Here is a 23625-nt window from a genome sequence, read left to right as displayed (position 1 = left end):
GTTAGGATTTGGACTCCGGGTTGTCCTTCTCGGCCTGCTCGGCGTTCTCGCCGGCATGTTCGCCGATCTCGTGGCGCTTGCGGATATTGGTCATCACGGCGTGGACGGCTGCGCCGCCCGCCGAGGCCGCGAGCGCGGCGAGGCCGAGCTTGTCGGCGGTCTGCTCGATGCCGAAGCCCGGGAAGGCCGGCACGCGCTGGTAGAAGGGCCCGTTGTCCCAGAAGTTCGCCTCGGAGCAGCCGATGCAGGGATGGCCCGACTGGATCGGGAAGCTGACGCCGCCGTTCCAGCGGATCGTGCCGCAGGCATTGTAGGTGGAGGGGCCGCGGCAGCCGACCTTGTAGAGGCAGTAACCCTTGCGGGCGTTCTCGTCGTCGAAGCTCTCGACGAAGAGGCCGGCGTCGTAGTTCGGCCGGCGGTAGCACGTGTCGTGCACGCGGCGCGAGTAGAACGCCTTCGGGCGGCCGAGATTGTCGAGCTGCGGAATGCGGTCGAAGGTCAGCAGGTGCACGAGCACGCCGGCCATGACCTCGGCGATGGGCGGGCAGCCCTGGACGTTCACGATCGGCTTGCCGCCGATGACCTTGTGGATCGGCTTGGCGGACGTCGGATTGGGCTTCGCGGCCTGCACGCAGCCGGAGCAGGCGCAGTTGCCCCACGCGACGACGGCTTTGGCGTCCTTCGCGACTTCCTCGGCGATCTGCAGTGCGGTCTTGCCGCCGATGCAGCAGTAGACGCCGTCCTCCGCCGTTGGGACCGAGCCCTCGATGCAGAGGAGATACTCGCCCTTGTAATTTTTGATCGTGTCCTGAAGGGATTTCTCCGCCTGGTGGCCGGAGGCGGCCATCAGGGTCTCGGAGTAGTCGAGCGAGACCTTATCCAGCAAAATGTCCGCGACGATCGGGTGCGAGCTGCGGATGAACGACTCGCTGCAGCACGTGCACTCCTGAAAATGCAGCCAGACGACCGGGAGGCGCTTCTTCGTCTCGAGCGCCTTGGTCATTTGCGCGACGCCGGTTTGCTCCAGCCCGATGCAGGCGCCCATCCAGGCGCAGAACTGCAGGAAGTCACGCCGGCTCACGCCGCGCGACAACATGTGTTCGTAGATCGTCTCCTCTTTCTTCTGGGGTTTCGTTGCCGATTCGATGTCCATGGTTGCGTGCGGCGCGCTCGGCGTGGATCGGGAAACGTCGCGTTAGGGTTGATTCAGATACAAGGGTGGACCGTTGGCCTGACTGCGCCGCCAGAGTAGCGGAGCGCGCGGATTGCGCATATGCACGCCTTGGCAAAGGGTGCGCAGTCGTTGGCGAAAATTCGCTCTCCGCTCGACGCCCGCGCTCGCCGGGTGCAATGCATTTCGCTATGCACGAGGTCGGCATCATCGAGTCCGCGCTCGAAGTGATTCGCCGCGAGGCGCGCGCCCATCACGCGACGCGCGTCACCCGCGTCGTCCTGCGCATCGGCGCCATCTCCGGGGTCGATGTCGACGCCCTGCGCTTCGGCTTCGAGGCCTGCACGCCGGGCTCCATCGCCGAGGGCGCCGCCCTCGAGATCGAGGGCGTGCCCGCCCGCGCCCACTGCCGGCACTGCGCGGCCGATTTCACCATCGAGGGCGGCTTCATCTTCCAGTGCCCCCGCTGCGCCGCCTTCTCCGGCGACGTCCGCTCCGGCCGCGAGCTCGAACTCTCCCGCCTCGAATTCTCCACCGCCGAAACTTCCGACCATGTCCGCTGACCAACCCGCCCTCGCCGACGACGGCATCCGCATCAACGCCCTCAACGGCGCCGCCGCCTCCCCCACCCGCGCGCTCTCCGCGCCGCTCTCCGCCGAGATCAGCGCCGCGCTCCAAGCCAGTCCCAAGGGCGAGGTCCAGGTCCGCTCCCTCGACCTCAGCATCCCGCTGCTGGAGAAAAACGACATCCTCGCCGAGCGGAACCGCGGCTACTTCCTCGGCCGCGGACTCCTCGCGCTCAACCTCGTCTCCTCGCCGGGCGCGGGCAAGACCACCCTCCTCGAGCGCACGCTGGACGAGTTCGGCCGCGAAGTCCGCTGCGCCGTCCTCGTCGGCGACCTCGAGACCGACAACGACGGCCGCCGCCTCAACCGCCCGCACGCCTCCGTCGCGCAGATCACCACCGGCACCGTCTGCCACCTCGACGCCGGCATGATCGCCCGCGGCGTCGAGGCGCTCGACCTCACCGGCGCGAAGGTCCTCTTCATCGAAAACGTCGGCAACCTCGTCTGCCCCGCCTCCTTCGACCTCGGCGAACAGATCCGCGTCGTCCTGCTCTCTACCACCGAGGGCGAGGAGAAGCCGCTCAAGTATCCGCCGATCTTCAAGTCCGCCCACGTCGTCCTCCTCACTAAGGTCGACGTCGCCGACGCGCTCGGCTTCAACCGCTCGCTCGCGATCGAGAACATCCGCCGGATCGCCCCGCAGGCACAGATCATCGAAGTCTCCTCCCGCACCGGCGAAGGCCTCGCGCAATGGTATGACTACCTGCGCGCCCGCCTGCCGAAAGCCTGACTCCCGCCTCTCCGTCCTCCGCCATGTCCGCCTCCCCCACGCTCACCGACACGCTGCTCCGCGTCCGCGGCACCGTGCAGGGCGTGGGCTTCCGGCCCTTCGTGCATCGCACCGCCGTCCGCCTCGGCCTGCACGGCTGGGTGCGCAACGACGCCGAGGGCGTCCTCCTCCGCGTCGCCGGCGAGGCGGCGCAGATCGCCGCGCTCGTCGACGCCCTGCAGCATCACCCGCCGCCCGCCGCGTCCGTCGCGTCGGTCGAGCGCCTCGAGCCGGCGGCCGGCGACCCGCCCGTCGGCGCGCACTTCGCCATCAGCGAGAGCGACACCAGCCGCGGCTCCGCGCCGAGCGCCACCACGCCGCCCGACCTCGCGCTCTGCGCCGATTGCGAACGCGAGCTGCTCGATCCGACGGACCGCCGCCACCTCTACCCGTTCATCAACTGCACCCAGTGCGGGCCGCGCTACTCGCTGATCGAGCAGCTGCCCTACGACCGCCCGCGCACCACCATGCGGGCCTTCCGGATGTGCCCGGCCTGCGAGCACGAATACCGCGACCCGCTCGACCGCCGCTTCCACGCCGAGCCCAACGCCTGCCCCGCATGCGGCCCGCAGCTCAGCCTGACCGATCCCGCCGGCAACCGCGTCGCCGAGCCGCGCGACGCCATCAACGCCACCGTCGCCGCCCTGCGCCGCGGTGAGATCGTGGCTGTGAAGGGCCTGGGCGGCTTCCACCTGATGTGCGACGCCGCCAACGACCCGGCCGTCTCCGAGCTCCGCCAGCGCAAGCACCGCGAGGAGAAGCCGCTCGCGGTCATGTTCCCCAACCTCGCCGCGCTGCGCGACTGCGCCGACCTCCCGCCCGCCGCGGAAAAACTGCTCACCGCGCCCGAGGCGCCCATCGTCCTCGTCCGCCGCCTCGCCGGCAGCCGCCTCGCCTACAGCCTTGCGCCCAACAATCCCTGGCTCGGCGCCCTCCTGCCCTACACGCCCCTGCACGTCCTGCTGCTCCGCGCCTTCGGCGGCCCGCTCGTCGCCACCAGCGCCAATCTCTCCGAGGAGCCGCTCTGCACCGACAACGCCGAGGCGCGCGAACGCCTCTGCGGCATCGCCGACCTGCACCTCGCGCACGACCGCCCCATCGCCCGCCCGGTCGACGACTCCGTCGTCCGCCTCGCACGCACCGGCCAGCCGATCCTGCTCCGCCGGGCCCGCGGCCACGCCCCGCGCCCGCTGCGCCTCCCGGACGAGCTGCCCGAGACCACGCTCTGCGTCGGCGGCCAGATGAAGAACACCGTCGCCGTCGCCTCCGGCCGCCAGGTCGTGCTCAGCCCGCACCTCGGCGACCTCGGCAACGCCACCACGCAGGCCGTCTTCGAGCGCACCGTCGCCACGCTGGGCGAGCTCTACGAGGCGCGCCCGGCGCTCGTCGTCCACGACAAGCACCCCGACTACGCCTCCACCCACTTCGCCGGCCGCACCGGGCTCCCGCAGCTCGCCGTGCAACACCACCTCGCCCACGTCCTCGCCTGCCTGCTCGAGCACGAGCACCCCGCCGACGATGTCCTCGGCGTCGCCTGGGACGGCACCGGCTACGGCGAGGACGGCACCGTCTGGGGCGGCGAGTTCATCCTCCTCGAAAAGGGCCGCGCCACGCGCTTCGCCCGCCTGCGTCCGTTCCGCCTGCTCGGCGGCGACGCCGCGGTGAAGGACTCGCGCCGCGTCGCCCTCGGCCTCGGCCACGAGATGGACCTGCTCGGTCCGCTCTGCGCCCGCTTCCGCTTCTCGCCGCTCGAGCATGCCACGCTCCAGCAGATGCTCGTGCGCGGACTCAATTCCCCGCTCTGCTCCAGCGGCGGCCGGCTCTTCGACGGCGTCAGCGCCCTGCTCGGCCTCTGCCTGCGCAACAGCTTCGAGGGCCAGGCGCCGCTCCACCTCGAGGCCGCCGCATCGCGCGCGCCGGGGGCGCGCACCGCCCTGCCGTTCGACGTCGTGCGCGCCGCCACGCCGGGCGCGATGCTCGACGTCGACTGGGCCCCGGCCATCTCGCAGCTCCTGCGCGACCCGCGCGGTCCGGACGAGGTCGCCGCCGATTTCCACCGCGGCCTGGCCCGCGCGATGGTGGCCGTGGCCACCGAGGCCGGCGTCGGCACCGTCGCGCTCACCGGCGGCTGTTTCCAGAACGCCCTCCTGCACGACCTCGCCACCGAGGCTCTCGGCAACGCCGGCTTCAAGGTCCTGACCCACCGCCAGCTTTCTCCCAACGACAACTCCATCGCCGCCGGCCAGGCCCTCGCGGCGCTCTGGGGCCTCACCTCCGTCGACCTCCCGTCATGACCGCCGTGCTTTTCATTCCCGCCGTGCTCGTCTTCCTCCTCGTCCTGGTCCTCGCCGACCAGACCCGCCGCAACTGACGCGCCGCGATCAGCAATCTGCCCGGATCCGAAACTCCGGTTTTCGACTCTCAACTCTCATCTCTCAACTCTCAACTGCGCCGCTTCGCAGCGCCTCCCCATGTGCCTCGCCGTCCCCGGTAAAGTCGTCGAAATCCTCGGCGACGATCCCCTCCTCCGCTCCGCCAAGGTCAGCTTCTCCGGCGTGATCAAGCAGGTCAGCCTCACCTGCACGCCCGAAGCCAAGCTCGGCGATTACGTCCTCGTCCACGTCGGCGTCGCCATCAGCACCGTCGACCCCGAGGAAGCCGCGCAGACCTTCGAATACCTCAAGCAGATGGGCGAACTCGACGGCATCGAGCTGCCCGCTTCGCCTGAGGTAGGGGGCGTTGTCCCCAACGCCCCTGGGCCGTTGGGGACAACGGCCCCTACCGCCAACCCATCGTCCGCATCGTCGCTGTCCACCCCATGAAATACGTCGACGAATACCGCGACGCCGCGCTCGTCCGCAAACTCGCCGACGCCATCGCGCGCGTCACCACGCGTCCGTGGACGATCATGGAAATCTGCGGCGGCCAGACGCACGCCATCGTGAAGTTCGGCCTCGACGATCTCCTCCCGAAAAACATCACGCTCGTCCACGGCCCCGGCTGCCCCGTCTGCGTCACCAGCGCCGACCTCATCGACCAGGCCGTCGAGCTCACCCTGAAGCACGGCGCGATCCTCTGCTCGTTCGGCGACATGCTGCGCGTGCCCGGCAACGGCATCGACCTCCTCACCGCCAAGGCTCGCGGCGGCGACGTCCGCATCGTCTACTCGCCCCTCGACGCCGTCGGCATCGCCAAGGCCAACCCGACGAAGCCGGTCGTGTTCTTCGCCGTCGGCTTCGAGACCACCGCACCCGCCAACGCCATGTCCGTGCTCCTCGCCGAGCGCGACGGCGTGAAGAATTTCTCCATTCTCACCTCGCACGTCCTCGTGCCGCCCGCGATGCGCGCCATCCTCGGCTCGCCCGACAACCGCGTGCAGGGCTTCCTCGCCGCCGGCCACGTCTGCACGATCATGGGCGTCGAGGAATACGGCCCGATCGCGAAGGAATACGGCGCGCCGATCATCATCACCGGCTTCGAGCCCGTCGACATCCTCGAGGGTATCCTGCTCTGCGTGAAACAGCTCGAGTCCGGCCGCGCCGAGGTGGAGAACGCCTACTCCCGCGCCGTCCGCACCGAGGGCAACACGCACGCGCGCACGATCGTCGAAACCGTCTTCGAAGTCGCCGACCGCGACTGGCGCGGCATTGGTGTCATCCCGCAAAGCGGTCTCGCCGTCCGCGCGAAATACGCCGCCTACGACGCCGCGAAACGCTTCCCGCTCACGACCACCGCCGACCACGGCTGCACCGAGTGCATCAGCGGCGAGATCATGCGCGGCGTGAAGAAGCCGCACGACTGCCCCGCCTTCGGCACCCGCTGCAAACCCGAGCACCCGCTCGGCGCCCCGATGGTCAGCAGCGAAGGCGCCTGCGCCGCCTATTACCGCTACCGCAGCCGCACGCTGGAACCCGCCGCGACCTGATTGCCCGCATCGTCTGTTGTAGGGCGGGGTCTCCGAACCCCGCCGCAAACGCGTGCCGCATCGCGCCTCCGCTCAGCAAATCCGCGGCAGCTGTTCGCCGCTGAGGCGGTCGACGATGCGCTCGGCGCCGATCACGCTGCGCTGCGTCACCTGGCCGGCGGGGCCGGGCTTCACCTTGCCGATGATCGTCGCGGCCCCGGCGTTGTCGGTCGCGGTGCGGTTGATGAGCTCGACCGCCTGCGCGGCCTGCGTTTCGGGCAAGATGCAGACGAAGCGGCCCTCGTTCGCCACGTAGAGCGGATCGAGGCCGAGGATCTCGCAGGCGCCCTGCACCATCTCGCTCACCGGCACCTTCGCGGCGTCGATCGCGAGCGCGAGCTTTGCCTGCTCGGCGATTTCCACGAGCGACGTCGCCAGGCCGCCACGCGTGAGGTCGCGCAGGCAGTGGATTTCCAGACCCGCCGCGAGCAGCGCCTGCACCGGCGCCACGAGCGGGGCGCAATCGCTCGTGATCTCGCTCTCGAAGCTCAGGTTGGCGCGCGTGGCCATGATCGCCATGCCGTGCCGGCCGAGGTCGCCGCTGAGCACGATGGCGTCGCCCGCGCGCACGCTCGTCGGCGCGACGGTCAGCGGGGTCTCGATCACGCCGACACCCGCGGTCGTGACGTAGAGGCCGTCGCCTTTGCCGCGCTCGACGACCTTCGTGTCGCCGGTGACGATCGCGACGTTCGCGCGCTCGGCGGCCTCCTGCATCGACGCGACGATCTTCCGCAGCGTCTCGACGGGAAAGCCCTCCTCGAGGATGAAGCCCGCGCTCAGCCACAGCGGCATCGCCCCGCACATGCAGAGGTCGTTCACCGTGCCGTTGACCGCGATCTTGCCGATGTCGCCGCCGGGGAAAAACAGCGGGCTCACCACGTGCGAATCGGTCGTGAAGGCCAGCCGCCCGCCGCCGGGGAAGTTGAGCAGCGCGCCGTCGTGCTGCGCCTCGAGCGCCGCGTTGGCGAAGGCCGGACGGAACACCGCGTCGATCAGGTCCTGCGTGAGCTTGCCGCCACCGCCGTGACCGACCGTGATTTCCGTCTTGTGCGGCAACGGCACCGGACAGGTCGTGAAACCGGAAGGCGTGGGACCGGCGGAACTCATGCCGGCAGCCTAGAACTCCACCGCGAAAACCCGAGGCTGTTTCGTGCGCAGCCCGTGGCGTGCATTGCGCATGGTTTGCCGGCGCGCAGCGACCCTATGGTCCGGGGCGCCCCACCAGGCAAACTTCGCGCTCGGGGCCGACTCCGGTAGGGGCGGTTGCCATTAACCGCCCTTTTGGCGCGCCGCGAGTGGAGGGCCTGAGGGCCGTTGGGGACAACGGCCCCTACCCCGCTTCAGGTTGTTTTTGTGGGAGCGACCTTGGTCGCGGCACTCGATGCGCGCGGCCGCCTACTTCGCGTCCGGCGGCAGCGGCGGCAGCTCGGCGTGGCCGGGGGCGACGCGCGCCAGGTTCGGCGTCAGGTCCGCCGCGGTGCGCCGGCCGGCCCAGTCGATTCCGGCCGCGATCGTCGCCTGGAAATACTCCGACGCCCACACGTCCTCGCGGTGGCCGAGCGAGGTGTAGAAGACGCGCCCCTGGCCGTGCATCCGCGCCCAGGTGCATGGGTAGGCCGCGCGCTGGTATTCGAGCCCTTCCATGCCCGCGGTCTCCTGCACCTGGAGGACGTGCAGGTCGGGTGCGAAGTCCTTGAGCGAATACCACTCCTCCGCGAAACGCGTCGTCGCCGGCAGCGCCTGCAGCCCGGGAAAATCCGGCGCCACCACGCGGATCGCCGTCGCCTGCTGCTTGCCGTGGCGGATGAACTCGCCGCCGAGGAAGCGCACCCAGGGATGGGACTTCTCGCCGTGCGTCACCCAGCGGCCCGGCTCGAACTGGAACTTCACCTGCGGCTGCTCGCCGGTGTGCAGGCAGTCGGCGGTGCTGTGGCAGCCGACGAAGCCCTTGCCCGCCGCGACCGCCGCGTAGACGGCCTGCAGGCCGGCCTCGGTCACGGGCGGCTGGCCGTCAACGTTCGGCACGGCGCTGGTGAAGAAACCGCAGGTGTAGAAGAACAGGACGTCGAATTTCTCCAGAAACTCCGGCGTGATCTGCGTGCCGTCCTTCGTGAAGGTGAATTCGTAGCCGCGCTTCCTCCCCAGTTCGCCGAGGACCTGCTCCGCCCAGCTCGGCTGGCCGTTCACGCGCTTCACGACCGAGTGCTCGAAGTTGGCCGACTTGGAGAAGAACAGCACGCGCAGCGGCCGCGCGGCCGCATCGCTCGCGCGCGCAGCGGAAAAAAAGGCAGTCATCAGGAGAAACGCGGCGAGCAGCCGCGAGCAGAGGAATTGGAGGCGAGGCATGGAGATTTTAGTAACCACGAAACACACGAAAGACACGAAAAGAGCTCAACCCTCGAGGCGAGTCACCTGATACGGTCCCATACAATCGCCCGCGAATGTCGCGAATTCTCGCGAATAAAGTCGCGATCTTCGGAGCCATCGATCGGCACCGTCAACCGAGCGGAGAATTTCTTCCCTTTGAATTCGCGGCCATTCGCCCAATTCGCGGGAGTTCTTCTGGACAATAACCGTTGCGCGAAGCGAAGGATGCCACCGGGCGCCTGATCTCAGTCAGTTCCTTTTCGTGGATTTAGTGTGTTTCGTTGTTCTCCCTCAAAACGTCCGGCACAGCGCCGCCAGCCGGCGCACGCCTTCGCGCAGGCGCTCGGGCGTGGAGTTGGAGAAATTCAGGCGCAGGTGGTTCTTGCCGCCGTCGCCGGGGAAGAAGTCGCGGCCGGGCACGAAGGCCACTTTCTGCGCGATGGCGCGCTCGAGGAGCTTCAGCGCATCGAGGTCGGCCGGCCCGGTCACCCAGAGGAACATGCCGCCCTCGGGCTTCGTCCACGAGTAGCCGGCAGGCAGCTGCTCGCGCAGCGCGGCATCGAGGATGCCGAAGCGCTCGCCGTAGGCGCGGCGGATTTTCTCCAGGTGCTCCGGCTGCTTACCGCTGCTGAGGTAGCCGAAGGCCACGCGCTGGTCGAAGCTCGACGTGTGCAGGTCAGACGCCTGCTTGAGGATCAGCATGCGATTGAACACTTCCGCCGGCGCCACGACCCACCCGAGGCGAAAGCCCGGCGCGATGGTCTTCGAGAACGTGCTGACGTAGATGACGCGGCCGGCCGTGTCCCAGTGCTTGATCGGCGCCACGTCCACGCCGCGGTAGCGCAGCTTGCCGTAGGGGTCGTCCTCGATCACCCACAGGCCCTCGCGCGCGGCAATCTCGGCGAGCTTCCGGCGGCGCTCGGCGGTGAGCGTGATGCCGGTCGGGTTCTGGAAGCTCGGGATGGTGTAGAGGAACTTCGGGCGGTGCTGCTTGATCAGCTCCGGCAGCGCCTCGGGAATGAGGCCGTGCTCGTCCGTCGGCACGCCGACGAACTTCGCCTCGAAGGTCTGGAAGGCCTGGATGGCCGCGAGGTAGGTCGGGTTCTCCGTCAGCACGACGTCGCCGGCGTCGAGGAAAAGCTTGCCCGCGAGATCGAGGACTTGCTGCGAGCCGTTGGTGACGAGGACGTCCTCGCGCTGCGCCGCGATGCCGCGCGCGCCCATCTCGGCGGCGATCCACTCGCGCAGCGGCATGTAGCCCTCGCTCGGGCCGTATTGCAGCGCCTGGCTGCCTTCCTTGACCAGCACGGCATCGGCCGCGGCCCGGACCTCGGCGACGGGAAACAGCTCCGGGGCCGGCAGGCCGCCGGCGAAGGAAATCACGTCGGGCTGCGCCGTGACTTTCAGGATTTCGCGGATCGTGGAGGGGCGCATCGTCGCGAGGCGACGCGCGAAGGCATGGAGGGACTCGGACACGGCGTCATAACAGAGAGCCCCGGCCGCAAAAGCGAGCCGGGAGGCGCGGGCGTTTTCTGTCATGTCCCGGCCTAAGCGTCGGAGCAACGTCCGCTACTGGCGCGGCCGGCCGGTCGCTTCCTCCCGGGCCGCTGGCGGCCGGGCCTCACTTCTTCCCCAGCAGCTCCTCGGCGTGCGCGAGGGCGCTCTTGGCGTTGCGGTCGCCGAGCATGCGGGCGAGCTCGCCGACGCGCTGCTTGCGGCTGGTGTGGATCGGCTCGATGGCGACCGAGGCGCGGTCGCCACTCTGGTCCTTGGTCACGACGAGGTGGTTGGTCGCCTGCGCCGCGACCTGCGGGAGGTGCGTGACGCAGAGCACCTGGTGCTTGGCCGCGATGTCGGCCATCTTCTCACCCACGATGCGGCCGATCTCGCCGCCGACGTTGGCGTCGACCTCGTCGAACACCAGCAGCGGCACGTCGTCGATCGCCGCGAGCACGGTCTTGAGCGCCAGCATCACGCGCGCGAGCTCGCCGCTCGAGGCGATGCGGCTGAGCGGCAACGGCGCCTCGCCGACGTTGGGGAAAACAGGAACTCCACGCCGGTGTCGCCGTGCGCCGCCAGTTCCGGCAGGGCCGAGAACCGCACGCGGAAATCCGCCTTCTTGAAACCGAGCTGGACGATCACCTTCGCCGCCGCGCGCTCGAGCTGGCTGCCGGCCTTCTCGCGCGTGGCGCGGAGCTCGGCGGCGGCCTTCTTCGCGGCTTTCAGCGCGTCGCCGATCTGTTTCTCGAGTTTCGCCAGCGAGCCCTCGACGTCGCCCTGCAACTCCAGCCGGCGCCGCATCTCCTCGCGGGCCGCGATGACGGCCTCGAGCTTGGCGCCGTGGCGGCGCTTCAGGTCGAGCCAGCTGTTCATTTTTTCCTGCAGCAGCTCGGCTTGCTCCGCGTCGAAATTCAGCGAGGTCGCCAGCGCCGAGAATTCGGCGTCGAGATCGCCCAGTTCGACCGAGACCGATTGCAGCCGGTCCGCCAGCGCCCGGCTCGCCGCGTCAAACGACTCCAGCTGCCGCGCCTCGCGCAGCAGCGCCGCGACGCGCCCGAGCACGCCGTCCTCGCCGCTCAGGCCGGTGCTGAGCCCGGCCGCGAGCTGCACAATCTCCTGCGCGCTCTGCTGGCGCGTGAAATCCCGCTCGAGCGCCGCGATGGCCTCGTCGGTGAGCTCGAGCGCGTCGAACTTCTTCAGCTGCGCCCGCAGAAACTCGATCTGGTCCGGCGAGAGCTTGTCCGCGCCGAGCAGGCGCTCGCGTTCTTCGCTGAGCCGCCGCCACTCGCCGTAGGCCGCCGCGTAGCGGGCGCGCGCGTCGTCGTTCTTCGCGAAGAGATCGAGGAGCTCGCGCTGGCCGCCGTCCTTGAGCAAGCGGCGCGGTTCGCCCGGGCCGTGGAAATCGATCCATTGCTCGCCCAGCGCCTGCAGCGCGCTCAGCGTCGCCAGCGAGCCGTTGACGGAAATCTTCGGCGCCTTGTCGCGCGGCACGCTGCGCTTGAGGATCAGCAGGCCGTCGTCGCAGGGCGGCAGGTTCAGCGCCTCCAGCGCCGCGTCGAGCTTGCGCGCGTCGGCGAAGAACAGCGCCGCCTCCACCTCGCAGGCCGCCGCGCCCTGGCGGATGATGGTCTTGTCCGCCCGCGCCCCGGCAAGCAGGGAGAGCGCGCCGAGCAGGATGCTCTTGCCGGCGCCGGTCTCGCCCGTGACTGCCGTGAACCCGCCATCGAACTCCAGCTCGACGGCTTCGAGCAGCGCGAGGTTGCGGATGCGGAGGGACTGCAGCATGCGGCGCAGCGTCGCACAAAAGCGGCGGGTTTCAAGCGGCGTGTCGCCGGGGCGACATTTTTCGCCTTGGCCGCCAGCCAGTTGCGGCCCGGCCGCGGCGGCGGGCGGAAATCCCGCTTGCGACCCTGCCAATGTGTGCAAGTAGTTACTTGCATGCAAGCCGCCGCCTCGCCCTCCACCCCGGACACCCGGGAACGACTCCTCGAAGCGGCGGCGCGCGTCATCGCCCGCGACGGCCTCAACGGCTCCACGACGCGCGAGATCGCGCGCGAGGCGGGGGTCAACGAGGTCACGCTCTTCCGGCACTTCCAGACCAAGGACCGCCTGATCGCCGCGGTGGTCGCGCGGAATTTCGGCCGCGAGGGCGAGGGCCAGCAGCCGCAGGCGCCCGCTCCGACCGGCGACCTGCGCGCCGACCTGCAGGCGACGGCGGCGGTCTACGACCGGCTATTCACGGAGAACCTGCCGCTCATCCGCACCATGCTGGGCGAGATCCACCACCACCATTGCCGGCAGGAGCGCGCGGTGTTCAAGGGCATCTTCCTGCCGTTGAAGGCCGCGCTGCAGGAGCGCCTGGAAAGCGCCCGCGCCGCCGGCGAACTCGCGCCGGACGTGCGCGCCGACCTGCTCGCGGACTTGTTCGTCGGCATGCTTTTCACCGGCGCGCTCCGCCGGGCCACGCCCCACGTCCAGCTCGACTACTCGCCGGCCGACTACCTGGCCGGGGTCGTCGACCTCACCCTGCACGGCGCGGGCGGACGCGCCCGCCGGTCATGAGCGCGGCGCTGCACGGCCTCTACGGCTCCGACCGCCGCCTGCTCTCCCCCCTCGCCGCCCGGCTGCAGGAGCGCGGCGTATTGAAATGGGTCATCGCCATCACCGCCGCGCTCGGCGCGCTGCTGGAGATCATCGATACCAGCATCGTCAACGTCGCCATGCCCGACATCCAGGGCAACCTCGGCGCCACGCTCTCCGAGGTCGGCTGGATCTCCACCGGCTACGCCTGCGCCAACGTCGTGATGATCCCGCTGACGGCGTGGCTGAGCGACCGCTTCGGGCGCAAGCAATACCTGCTCTTCTCGCTCGTGGGCTTCACCGCGTCGTCGGTCCTGTGCGGCCTGTCGGTCAACCTGGGCATGCTGATCGCCGCGCGCATCATGCAGGGCCTGTGCGGCGGCGGCCTGCTGGCCAAGGCGCAGTCGATACTCTTCGAGACCTTCTCCAAGAAGGAGCAGCCGGCGGCGCAGGCGATCTTCGGCATCGGCGTCATCGCCGGCCCCGCCATCGGCCCCGTGCTCGGCGGCTACCTGACGGACGCGCTCGGCTGGCGCTGGATCTTCTTCATCAACCTGCCGGTCGGCATCGTCGCGGTGCTGATGACGCTCGTGTTCCTGCCGCGCGACACCCGCGGGGAGCTCGCGCAGGGCCGCGTCGACTGGCTCGGCATCGGCCTGCTCACCGTCGGCCTGGCCTGCTTCCAGACCATGCTCGAGGAGGGCCAGCAGGACGACTGGTTCAGCTCGCGCTTCATCACCCTCATGGCGATCGGCGCCGCGGCCGGCCTCGCCGGCTTCATCTGGCGCGAGCTCTCGATCGACTACCCGGCGGTCGACCTCCGCGTGCTCCGCCACCGCTCGCTCGCCGCCGGCAGCCTCTACTCGCTCGTGCTCGGCATGGGTCTCTACGGCGTGATGTTCGCCATCCCGATCTTCGTGCAGGACTACCTGAGCTTCAGCGCCACCCAGAGCGGCCTGCTGCTCATGCCCGGCGCCCTGGCCTCGGCCTTCATGATGCTGGTCATGGGGCGGATCGGCGGACGCTACGACGCCCGCCTCCTCATCGCCCTCGGCGCCAGCGGCATGATCGCCACCGCGCTGTGGCTGGCGCAGATCAACCCCGACACGGGCACCGGCTCGCTCTTCTGGCCGCTGGTGCTGCGCGGCCTGTCCACCGTGATGATCTTCCTGCCCCTGTCGCTCGCGACGCTGGGCAACCTGCCCAAGACCGACGTGGCTGCCGGCGCGGGCTTCTACAATCTGACGCGCCAGATGGGCAGCAGCATCGGCATCGCGCTCATCACCACCGCCCTCGCCCACCGCGAGACCGTGCACCGCGCCATCCTCGCCGAGAAGGTCAGTGCCGGCGCCCCGGCCACGCTCCAGCGCCTGCAGCTCTACGAGCACGCCTTCGCCGCCCACTCCGCCGATCCGGTCGGCGCGCACCAGCAGGCGCTCCGCCTCATCGACTCCGCGCTCAACGCCCAGTCGCTGCTCCTCTCCTTCGCCGACGTCTTCCGCTACGTCGCCCTCGCCTTCATCGCCACCGTGCCGCTGCTGCTCCTGCTCGGCCAGGGGCGCAACAAGGACGCGGCCGCCGCCGCCCACTGATTTTCCCAACCCGAACCGCTCCCTTCCCATGAGCACCGCCAACGCTCCCCTGCCCTCCGAAACCGCGCCCGCCAGCCCGGCGCATCGCCACACCCCGCCGCCCGCCAAGACCGCGGCGGCGCCCGCCGGCGCCCGCCGCGCGATGCCCTTCGTCCTCGGCGCCGTCGCCCTGGGCACCGCCGCCTGGCTCGGCCATTTCGCCTGGCACGCCTGGCACTACGAGGAAACCGAGAACGCCTACCTCGTCGGCCACCTCCACCAGATCAGCCCGCAGATCAGCGGCCAGGTGCGCGAGGTGCGCGTGCGCGACAATCAGGACGTCAAGGCCGGCGACGTCCTCGTGACGCTCGATCCGCTCGAGTTCGAGATCGCCCGCCAGAAGGCCGACGCCGCCCTCGCCCAGGCCAAGGCCCAGGCCGCACAGATCGCCGCGGCCCGCGCCCAGGCCGATGCCCAATACACCGAGGCCAGCGCCCGCGCCGCGCAGGCCGATGCCGAGTTGGGCCAGGTGCAGGCGCAACTCGCCCTCGCCCGCCTCTCGCTCCAGCGCGTCCAGCAGCTCCTGCGCGGCAGCGGCGCCGTGCCGCAGTCCGACGCCGACGCCGCGCAGAGCAACTACGACGCCGCCGTCGCGGCCGTCGCCGCCGCCGAGGCCAACCAGACCGCCGCGCGCGCCGCGGTCGTGTCCGCCCAGGCCACCCAGCAATCCGTCCGGGCCCAGGCCGCCTCGGCCGACGCCGCCATCGCCGTCGCCGCCGCCGCCCTCCGCGACGCCGAGCGCGAGCTGGCCTACACCACCTTGACCGCGCCGAGCGACGGCCGCGTGGGCAACCGCAACGTCGAACCCGGCAACCGCGTCACCGCCGGCCAGACCCTGCTCGCCCTCGCCGAGCCCGCCCCGTGGATCGTCGCCAACTTCAAGGAGACCCAGCTCGCGCACATGCACCCGGGCCAGCCGGTCGACATCTCCGTCGACGCCTTCCCCGGCGAAAAGCTCCACGGCCGGATCGACAGCTTCTCGCCCGCCAGCGGAGCCCAGTTCGCCCTGCTCCCACCGGACAACGCCACCGGCAATTTCAACAAGGTCGTCCAGCGCATCCCGGTGAAGATCGTGCTCGCCCCGGAAAGCCTCCGCGCCTTCGCCGCCCAGCTGCGGCTCGGCTACTCGGTCATCGTCGACGTCCGCGTGCGCTGAGCCCCCGCCAGACTTCCTGATAATTTTTCTTGCACGGTCCCGGGGAGCTCATGCTTAGTAGCCGGCTCAGTTTTCCCGGACTCTTAGCTCAGTTGGTTAGAGCACTTCCTTGACATGGAAGGGGTCACTGGTTCGAGTCCAGTAGAGTCCACCATCCCACTAAATGCCCGCAACTTGCGGGCTTTTTTGTTGGCCGCTCGCCCGCCGTCACTGCCAGGCGCCCTCGCTCGGCAGCTCCACGACCAATTCCAGCTCGGTCAGGCCGGGCGTCTCGTCGGTGTGCACGTAGATGGACTTCAACTGCCGGCCCGTGCGCTTGCCGACGGTGAACAGCACCTTGACGCTCCCGCTCGCACCCGGACGGACCATGGTGTCGTCGACCGACGCTTCCGTGCAACCGCACGAGGTGGTCAGCCCGGTGATCCGGACGGGCTTGGGGGTCGAGTTGCGGAAACGATACTCGACGCGCACCACTTCCGCTCCGGCCGGCGGACGGCGCTCGAGGTGTGAGGTCTGCCATTCCAGCGCGCGGAGCGAGACCGCGGCGGAGCCAGCGAGCAGGGAGAGGACGAGCGGACGCAGGGGAGTTTTCATGGATTCAGGGTAACAGGTCGAAATCGGCCGCGGCGGGATCGCCGCTCGCCCAGCGCGCCGCGAGCGCCTCCCGGCCCGCGCGCTTCAGGGCGGCCGCGCGCGCGGCTTTCGCCTCGTCCGGGAGCGAGGGATCGCTCCACACCGCGCCCAGGGCCGCGATCAGCCGCCCGCGCTCCGCGCGCAGCCACTCAGCGTCGGCCGTGTCGCCGCCCAGTCGGCGGATCTCGCGCAGGGCCGTCTGCATCTCTGGCTCATTCTGGGCGAGCCAGGCGGCAAACCGCTCCGCGCCGAGCGCGGTCCGCAGCGCGTCCTCTGCGACGCCCTCCGGCGTCGTCCAAGTCCGGATCGCGTCGAACTCGCCCTGCGTCGGGGCAAACCCCGCGAGGCGTTCGCGCAGGGCCACGGCCTCCGGGGCGTTCCACTCGCGGTAGCGGGCAAAGTCGTCCGGGGAAAGGCAGGTGCGCGCCGCCTCCAGCATCGTCGCCGTGGTCAGCGGCGCGTCGTGCGCCGCCCGCGCGAACGCCTCCAGGAGGCGCTCCCGTGTCGCCGCATCTAGGAAACGCAGGCACGGCGCCGCCTGCTCGGGACCGAAATACGCCGTCAGCGCCTCCGCGCTCCCGAGTTCCCGCGCCAGCGCGGCGCGCAGCTCCGCGCGCGCCTCCTCGATCACCGCGCCATCCGCCGGGGCCAGCTCGGCCTCCCAGTAACCGGCGCCGTAGCGAAGCTGCTCCAAATCGATCTCCTGCCGCAGCAATTCCCGCTGCAGCTCCTCGCGCCGGCGCGTCGCGACCTCGGCATCCTCCCGGTCGCGCGGCAGCTCGCGCCTCGCGTCGCCCGCAATCCACCCGACCGGCGCGGGCCGGGCCTCCGCCGGAAGCGCCGCGCGGCGCCGGGGCGCGCCAGCCTGCGCCCACCACAGGCCGAGCAATCCCGCCAGCGCCGCCGCGACGGCGAGGAGGCGCGCGTTCATGAGCCCGCCTCCGCCGCGACGGCCGCGTCGCGAATCTCGATCCGGTGCGCGCGCCGCAGCGTCGCCAGCAAGGCCGCGCGCGCCTGCGCGCAACGCTCCTCCACCAGGTCGCTTTCCACGCGCGCCCGCACGGCCGCCAACTCGACGCCGGCGCCGTAGCGCGCGCGCTGCGCCTGGAACCAGGCCGCGACCTCGGCCTCGGCCGGCACCGCGCTGCGCCGCCGCGTCTCCTGCAGCAGCTCGTCGCGCGCGAACAGGCGCCGGAGCGAATTCTCGTTTTCGATCACCTTGGCGCGGAACTCCCGCGTCGCCTCGATGCCGCGCGCGCGGGCCGCGTCGGCGAGCAGCTCGGGGAGGAGCAGCTCCTTCAGCAGCTGCGTCAGCCCCGCCGGCTGCGCCGCATCCGGCCGCTCGGACTCCGGCACGGCCAGGGCGAAGACCAGGAGCTTGCGCGCCTCCACCACGCCGCCGGGATAGCGGGCGAGGACGATCGATCCGAGCCGCGCCGTCTCGGCCGCGAACGCCCGGCCGTCGCGCGCCGCGAGCGCGCGCCCGGCCGGCTCCAGGGCCGCGACGAGCCGGGCGTGGGCCTCGTTGGACACCTCGATCGGACACGCGTCGAACACCGCGTCGCGCAGCCGCTGCAGCCGCGCCGCGTAATCCTCCGGCGTGCGCGCCACGGCGCCGACCCCGCGCCCGACGAGCAGCTCGGCGAGCAGCATCCGGCGCGTGTGCGCCATGCGGCCGGCGAACGCCGGGGAGGTGTCGGCGCCGGCGGCGCGCGCGGCGCGCACGAGCAGGTATTCGTCGACCAGGTCGGCGATCAGCGCCCGGCGCGCCTCCGGCGCGAGCGTGGCCGGATCGGCGCCGCCCCGCTGCGCCGCCGCGTAGGCGCGCAGTTCGCTGACCGGGATTTCCTCGGTGCCGTCGAGCCGCGCCACCCAGGGGTTGCCCGGCCCGGCCGGGGCGAAATCGAACAGCCGGTCCGGCACGTCGTCCGGCATGGCGGCCGCGGCGCGGGCCAGCCCGACGCCCGCGGCGAGCAGCAGTGCCCGGGGCCAGTTCATGCGATGGCAACGGGCGGGCGCGCGCCGTGCGGCGGACGCGCCCGCACCGGATTTCACCACTGGTCGGGGTCGGCGTCGGCGAAGGTCGTGCCCGCGCCGATCTGGTCATACCAAACCTGGCGCGTGCCCTGGCTGCCGGCCATGTAGCCGTCGTCGTGCCACCCGTTGGCGTAGAGGCCGGCGCGCATCTGGATGCCGCGGCCGTCGGCCAGCGTGGTCGGAATGTTGAAGCGCTCGAACACCTTCGTGCCGTCATACCAGAGCTTGAAGTAGCCCGTGCTGTCGCTCTGCCAGTTCGCCTGGATCACGATCTTGTGCCAGACGCCGGCGCTGACCGTCGCGAGATTGGTGAACTGCGTGGTCGTGGCGCTGCACACCGGCCCGGTCTTCACCCGCGAGTTCAGCTGGTTGCCGCGGATCCACACCATCGTGGTCGGGATGTAGTCGTCGCAGCCGTAGTCGCTGAAGTCCGCGATGAACTGCGCGAGGTTGTAGCTCTGATTCTGGAAGCTCCAGTCGGCCTGGAGGCGGAAGGCGAAGCCGTAGAAGCCGGTCTGGCCCCGGGAGTAGACGTTGTTCTTCACGACCTCCGAGTGGTAGCGGCCGGTGTAACTCGAGTCGTAGACCTGCGTGCACTTGATCGCCGTGGAGCCCTTGTAGACGACGTTCGTGACTTGGATCACGGTGCCGTTGTGCTCCTGGTTGATCGAGTCCCAGCCGGAGGTGGTGCCGGTGTTGTGGAAGATGACGGAGGCTTCCGTCAGCGGAACGAGCGCGAACAAGGCCGCGGCCAGGGCCGCGAGCGGGGTAGTGTGCTTCATGGGGTGGATTGGGGTATGCCCACGCACGAGCGCGTGGAGTGATCCGAGACTAGCAGGCCCGCGCCGCGCCCTCATCCCTCTTTCGAGGGCCGGACTTCCCCTCGGCCCGGCCCGGGGACAAGCGCCGCCGCGGCCTCGACAACCGCGTCCGCACCCGCACGCTGGCGGCGATGTCACCCCGCCTGTCCGTCGCCGCGCTCGCGGCCGCCGTGTTGCTGGCCGGCCGCGCCGGCGCGCAACCCGAGCCGACCGCCCGCCTCGGTGCCGAGCTTCGCCCCAATCTCGCCGGCCAGATCGCCCGCCCGCTGCGCTACCGCCCCGACGGCGGCGACTTCGTGATCGTCAACGGCGCCGAGCGCTTCAACCGCCCGCTCTACGGCGGCGCCAGCGCGTTCCGCGCCGACGCCGGCGATCGTCCCGACTTCTCCTCTACCTGCCCGGCCGCGGCGGCGTGCTCCGCCTCGCGCTCCTCGGCCGCGCCGGCCCGCGCTGGCTGAGCGACGCCGCGCAGGTCACGGCCCGCTACCGCGCCGGCACGATGGTCTACGAGATCCGCGATCCCGCCCTCGGCGAGGGCACGCTGACGCTCACCGCGCTGGTCGCGAAATCCTCCGAGACCCTCCTGCTCCGCCTCGAGCTCGGCGGCGCGCCGGCGGTCGAGCTCGCCGCCGTCTTCGGTGGCATCACCGGCGAGCGCGGCCGGCGCGACGGCGACCTCGGCACGGAGCCGACCCCGGTGCGCGAATACTTCCGCTTCCAGCCCGAGCATGCGCGCGGCAACGCCGTCGCGCTCGGCGACGCCGCCTTCACCGTGACGGCGCCGAAGGGCTCCGTCACCGCGCTGCTCCCGGGCTTCGCGGCGGTCGACATCGCCGACGCCACGCGCGACGAACCCGCCGCGCTCCTCACCCCGGCGCCGACGCCGGCGCTGCCGGTCGGCTTCGGGCGCTTCGCGCTCGAGCCGGAGCGGCCGGTCTTTCTCGCCCTGCAGCGCCGCGGCAACGGCGAGCCCGCGCTGGTCCGCGAGGCCCTGCCGGCGCTGTTCGCCGCCGAGCAGGCGCGGCTCGCCGCCCTCGCCGGCCGGGTCGCGATCGAGACGCCCGATCCGTTCCTCGACGCCGTGCTGCCGGCGCTGAACATCGCCGCCGACGCCGTCTGGGACGACCGGCAGCACGCCTTCCTCCACGGCGCCGTCGCCTGGCGCACCCGCCTGCTCGGCTGGCGCGTCGGCTACGCCGGCGACGCGCTCGGCTGGCCCGAGCGCACGCGCGCGCACTTCGACGGCTTCGCCGCGCAGCAGGACACCACGCCCGTCCCCGCCACCCTGCCCGCCGCCGAGGCGGCGGCGAATCTCGCGCGCAACGAGACCGCCCTCCACTCGAACGGCGACCTGACCCACTCGCACTACGACATGAACCTCGTGGCGCTCGACACCCTCTTCCGCCACCTGCGCTGGACCGGCGACCTCGCCTACGCGCGGAAGATCTGGCCCGTGATCGAACGCTCGCTGGCGTGGGAGCGCCGGCTCTTCCGCCGCGAGTTCGGCCCCGACCGGCTCCCGCTCTACGAGGCCTACGCCGCCATCTGGGCGAGCGACGACCTCACCTACTCCGGCGGCGGCGCGACGCACGCCACCGCCGCCAACCTCCTCCATCACCGCGAGGCCGCCCGCCTCGCCCGCCGGCTGCGGATCGACCCGGCGCCGTTCGAGAACGAGGCCACGCTGATCGAGCGCGGCCTGCAGCAGCAGCTCTGGCTGCCGCGCGAAGGCTGGTTCGCGGAGTCGCGCGACCGCCTCGGCCTCCAGCGCGCCCACCCCGCCGCCGCCGCATGGACGGTCTACCACGCACTCGATGCCCGCGCCGGCACGCCGCTCCAGGCCTGGCAGCTCGGCCGCTACGCCGACACCGCCCTGCCGCGCTTCCCGCTCGCCGGCGCCGGCGTCCCGCCGGGCACGCACACGATCGCGACCACGAACTGGATGCCCTACACGTGGTCGCTCAACAACGTCGTCTTCGCCGAGTCCACCCACACCGCGCTCGCGCTCTGGCAGGCCGGGCGCACCGACGCCGCCAACCGCCTGTTCAAGGGCGCCGTGCTCGACAGCCTTTTCCTCGGCGCCTGCCCGGGCAACTTCGGCATGGCCACCGCGCTCGACGTCTACCGCCGCGAGTCGCAGCGCGATTTCGGCGACGGCATCGGCATCGCCGCGCGCGCGATCGCCGAGGGGCTCTTCGGCCTCGCGCCCGACCTGCTGGCGCGCGAGATCGTCGTCCACCCCGGCTTCCCCGCCGACTGGGACCGCGCCCGTTTCCATCATCCCCAGCTGGATTTCGCCTTCGACCGCCGCGGTGCGACCGACCGCTACGAGCTGACGTCGCGCCTCGCCCAGCCCGTCGCGCTCCGCCTGCAGGTGCCCGCGCGCGGCGCCGACGCCCGCGCCACGCTCGACGGCCGGCCCGTCGCGTGGCATCCGCTGCCCGATTCCGTGGGCGAGCCGCGGATCGAGATCGTCGCTCCCGCCGCGGAAGCCTTCGACCTCCGCATCGAGTGGCGGGGCGAGCCGCCGCCGCCTCGCCCCGCCGAGCGCGCCCTCGCGCCCGGCGGCGAGCTGGACCTCGATCTCGGCGCCCGCATCGTCGAGTTCGCCGATCCGCAGGGCGCGCTGGGCCAGGTGTCGCTCGCCGGCTCCCGCCTGCGCGGACGCGCCACCGGCCTCGCCGGCGCCCGCGCTGCCTTCGCCCGCGTCGAGCACGGCACGCTGCGCTGGTGGCAGCCGGTCGAGTTCGAGATCCGCGCCGCCCCCGCGCCGGCGCCGGTTTTCACGACCGATTGGCAGACGCCGGTGTCCGCGCCCGACCGGTGCGAACCCCTCGCACTCGCCCCGCTCTTCAACGACCGTGTCGCGCAGCTCTTCCGCCACGACTACCTGGCCCCCGCCCCGCCGGCGCCTCGCTCGCGCTCGCCCGCAACGGCTACGGCACGTGGACGCACCCGCATGACACGTTCGAGCTCGACGACGCCGGCCTCCGCGCCGTCGCCGCCGCGCACGGCGGCCGGGTCCTCCTGCCCAACGGCGTGCCCTCGCCACGCCGGGCGGTGCCGACGCGCCGAACGTCGCGTTCGTCTCCCGCTGGGAGAATTTCCCGCCCGAACTCACCGCGCCGCTCGCCGGCCGCGCCCGCAAGCTCTACCTGCTCCTCGCCGGCTCGACCTGGGCGATGCAGAGCCGCCTCGACAACGGCGAGATCGTCGTCACCTACCGCGACGGCTCGACCACCCGCCTCGCCCTCGAGAACCCGACGACGTGGTGGCCCATCGACCAGGACTACTTTGTCGACGACTTCGCCTTCGCGCGCGCGGGCGGCCTGCCGCTGCGCGTCGACCTCAGGACCGGTGCCGTGCGCGTGCTCGATCCGGCGACCTTCAAGGGCGCCGGCCGCCCCGTGCCCGGCGGCGCCGCCACCGTGCTCGACCTCACGCTCGACCCGGCGAAGGAGCTGCAATCGCTCACCGTCCGCGCGCTCGCCAACGACGTTGTCATCGGCCTGATGAGCGCCACGCTCGAGCGGCCGTGAAGCGCTGCCGGCTTGGCAGCCGGCGCGTTTTCCGTTTCGTCCTCCGCGATGTGCACCCGGTATTCGCTCCACCAGCTCGAGGCGCTGCAGCGCGCGCTCGCCAAGCTCGGCCTGGGGCTGCCGCAGCGCCTGCGCGAGCTCTACAACATCGCCCTCTCCACCCGCGCGCCCGCCGTCACCCGGCAAAGGGCGTCAACGCGCTGGCGCCGCTCGCCTTCGGCGTGTCGCTGCCGCCCCGCGCCCCGGGCGACCGGCCGCTGCCGCTCGCCAATGCCCGCAGCGAGACCCTGCTCGCGAAAGGCGCCTTTCGCGACGCCGCCCGGCATCGCCGCTGCCTCGTGCCCGCCGACGGGTTCTACGAGTGGGAAAAACAGGGCCGGGCGCGCCTGCCGCATTATTTTCAGCGCCGCGACGGCGCGCCGTTCTTCTTCGCCGGCCTCTGGCGGCCGGAAACCGCAACGACGCCCCCGGCCTTCGTCATCGTGACCACGCGGGCCAACGACCTCCTCGCGCCGATCCACGACCGCATGCCGGTGCTGCTCACGGACGCGACCGCGCCGGAGTGGCTCGGCGGCGAACCCCTGCCGCCCGCGCGCCTCGACGCGCTCTGCGCCCCTTTCCCCGCCGAGGCGATGCGCGCGCACCGCGTCGACCCGCGCATGAACAGCGCGCGCCACGAGGGCCCCGACTGCATCGTCCCGTTCACCCCGCCGCCGCCCGAGCGCGAGCTGTTCGACTGAGCGCCCCCGGATCTACGCGGCCCTGCGTATTCCCGTCCGTCGCCTCCGCGCCTAAGCTGGGCCCGTCCAACCAAGCCTTGGTCGGCTGACC

General features: G+C 71.3%; 20 protein-coding genes and 1 tRNA gene. 11 read left to right on the top strand and 10 right to left on the bottom strand.

From position 1 onward, the window contains the following. Position 1 precedes the first annotated feature (1 nt). The gene (locus tag ACMYLB_RS09385) at positions 2-1153 is read right to left on the bottom strand and encodes a hydrogenase small subunit (RefSeq protein WP_415910664.1); all 1152 of its coding nucleotides are present in this window, start codon (positions 1151-1153) and stop codon (positions 2-4) included. A 209-nt stretch (positions 1154-1362) separates the two neighbouring features. On the opposite strand from ACMYLB_RS09385, the gene hypA reads away from it, so the two are divergent. From hypA to hypD, 5 genes are all read left to right on the top strand, one after another. Then, positions 1363-1734 (top strand): hydrogenase maturation nickel metallochaperone HypA, encoded by a 372-nt coding sequence (gene hypA / locus ACMYLB_RS09380; RefSeq protein WP_415910663.1) that lies wholly within the window; start codon positions 1363-1365, stop codon positions 1732-1734. Continuing rightward, complete coding sequence (hypB, locus tag ACMYLB_RS09375) at positions 1724-2527, top strand: hydrogenase nickel incorporation protein HypB (RefSeq protein WP_415910662.1); 804 nt, start codon at positions 1724-1726, stop codon at positions 2525-2527. Before hypA ends, hypB begins: the two co-directional genes overlap by 11 nt. 23 nt (positions 2528-2550) lie before the next feature. Next, positions 2551-4860 (top strand): carbamoyltransferase HypF, encoded by a 2310-nt coding sequence (gene hypF / locus ACMYLB_RS09370; RefSeq protein ID WP_415910661.1) that lies wholly within the window; start codon positions 2551-2553, stop codon positions 4858-4860. Positions 4861-5037: 177 nt separating this feature from the next. Further along, positions 5038-5388: a HypC/HybG/HupF family hydrogenase formation chaperone gene (locus tag ACMYLB_RS09365; protein ID WP_415910660.1), complete on the top strand. Its 351-nt coding sequence runs from the start codon at positions 5038-5040 to the stop codon at positions 5386-5388. Then, the gene (gene hypD, locus ACMYLB_RS09360; protein ID WP_415910659.1) at positions 5385-6491 is read left to right on the top strand and encodes a hydrogenase formation protein HypD; all 1107 of its coding nucleotides are present in this window, start codon (positions 5385-5387) and stop codon (positions 6489-6491) included. The genes ACMYLB_RS09365 and hypD overlap by 4 nt, the downstream gene beginning before the upstream one ends. Before the next feature lie 72 nt (positions 6492-6563). Here hypD and hypE read toward each other — a convergent pair whose 3' ends face one another. From hypE to ACMYLB_RS09335, 5 genes are all read right to left on the bottom strand, one after another. Continuing rightward, on the bottom strand, positions 6564-7637 hold the full coding sequence (gene hypE / locus ACMYLB_RS09355) for a hydrogenase expression/formation protein HypE (RefSeq protein WP_415910658.1): 1074 nt from the start codon (positions 7635-7637) through the stop codon (positions 6564-6566). Positions 7638-7925: 288 nt separating this feature from the next. After that, positions 7926-8876, bottom strand: a complete 951-nt coding sequence (locus tag ACMYLB_RS09350) for a ThuA domain-containing protein (protein ID WP_415910657.1) — start codon at positions 8874-8876, stop codon at positions 7926-7928. A 312-nt stretch (positions 8877-9188) separates the two neighbouring features. Further along, positions 9189-10373, bottom strand: coding sequence for a PLP-dependent aminotransferase family protein (locus tag ACMYLB_RS09345; RefSeq protein WP_415910656.1), 1185 nt, complete (start codon positions 10371-10373; stop codon positions 9189-9191). A gap of 145 nt (positions 10374-10518) precedes the next feature. Beyond that, the gene (locus ACMYLB_RS09340; RefSeq protein WP_415910655.1) at positions 10519-10914 is read right to left on the bottom strand and encodes a hypothetical protein; all 396 of its coding nucleotides are present in this window, start codon (positions 10912-10914) and stop codon (positions 10519-10521) included. After that, complete coding sequence (locus ACMYLB_RS09335) at positions 10869-12182, bottom strand: AAA family ATPase (protein ID WP_415910654.1); 1314 nt, start codon at positions 12180-12182, stop codon at positions 10869-10871. Before ACMYLB_RS09335 ends, ACMYLB_RS09340 begins: the two co-directional genes overlap by 46 nt. A gap of 153 nt (positions 12183-12335) precedes the next feature. Between ACMYLB_RS09335 and ACMYLB_RS09330 the strand changes: the two genes are divergently transcribed. The 4 genes from ACMYLB_RS09330 (at position 12336) to ACMYLB_RS09315 (ending at position 15918) form a co-directional block, all read left to right on the top strand. Further along, positions 12336-12959, top strand: a complete 624-nt coding sequence (locus tag ACMYLB_RS09330; RefSeq protein WP_415910653.1) for a TetR/AcrR family transcriptional regulator — start codon at positions 12336-12338, stop codon at positions 12957-12959. Next, positions 12956-14569, top strand: a complete 1614-nt coding sequence (locus ACMYLB_RS09325) for a DHA2 family efflux MFS transporter permease subunit (protein ID WP_415910652.1) — start codon at positions 12956-12958, stop codon at positions 14567-14569. Before ACMYLB_RS09330 ends, ACMYLB_RS09325 begins: the two co-directional genes overlap by 4 nt. Before the next feature lie 28 nt (positions 14570-14597). Continuing rightward, a complete protein-coding gene (locus tag ACMYLB_RS09320; RefSeq protein ID WP_415910651.1) occupies positions 14598-15764 on the top strand; it encodes an HlyD family secretion protein in 1167 nt (388 codons plus the stop codon). Positions 15765-15841: 77 nt separating this feature from the next. Continuing rightward, positions 15842-15918 (top strand) — tRNA-Val (locus ACMYLB_RS09315). Between the two features lie 53 nt (positions 15919-15971). Here the strand turns inward: ACMYLB_RS09315 and ACMYLB_RS09310 are convergent. The 4 genes from ACMYLB_RS09310 to ACMYLB_RS09295 are packed head-to-tail and all read right to left on the bottom strand — an operon-like array spanning position 15972 to position 19216. Then, positions 15972-16358, bottom strand: coding sequence for a DUF1573 domain-containing protein (locus ACMYLB_RS09310; RefSeq protein WP_415910650.1), 387 nt, complete (start codon positions 16356-16358; stop codon positions 15972-15974). A 4-nt stretch (positions 16359-16362) separates the two neighbouring features. Continuing rightward, on the bottom strand, positions 16363-17286 hold the full coding sequence (locus ACMYLB_RS09305; protein WP_415910649.1) for a hypothetical protein: 924 nt from the start codon (positions 17284-17286) through the stop codon (positions 16363-16365). A 38-nt stretch (positions 17287-17324) separates the two neighbouring features. Continuing rightward, positions 17325-18395: a hypothetical protein gene (locus ACMYLB_RS09300; protein WP_415910648.1), complete on the bottom strand. Its 1071-nt coding sequence runs from the start codon at positions 18393-18395 to the stop codon at positions 17325-17327. A gap of 53 nt (positions 18396-18448) precedes the next feature. After that, entirely contained in the window at positions 18449-19216 is a 768-nt protein-coding gene (locus tag ACMYLB_RS09295; protein WP_415910647.1) for a polysaccharide lyase, read from the bottom strand. Between the two features lie 170 nt (positions 19217-19386). Here ACMYLB_RS09295 and ACMYLB_RS09290 point away from each other — a divergent pair, with 170 nt between their 5' ends. Then, a complete protein-coding gene (locus ACMYLB_RS09290) occupies positions 19387-19713 on the top strand; it encodes a hypothetical protein (protein ID WP_415910646.1) in 327 nt (108 codons plus the stop codon). Then, complete coding sequence (locus ACMYLB_RS09285) at positions 19668-23534, top strand: SOS response-associated peptidase family protein (protein ID WP_415910645.1); 3867 nt, start codon at positions 19668-19670, stop codon at positions 23532-23534. The genes ACMYLB_RS09290 and ACMYLB_RS09285 overlap by 46 nt, the downstream gene beginning before the upstream one ends. Positions 23535-23625: the final 91 nt, after the last annotated feature.

The organism is Oleiharenicola sp. Vm1 (assembly GCF_047777955.1).
Classification (GTDB): Bacteria; Verrucomicrobiota; Verrucomicrobiia; order Opitutales; family Opitutaceae; genus Didemnitutus.
Note: the sequence above shows the minus strand (reverse complement) of the source record. Positions and strands in the feature narration are given on the sequence as shown.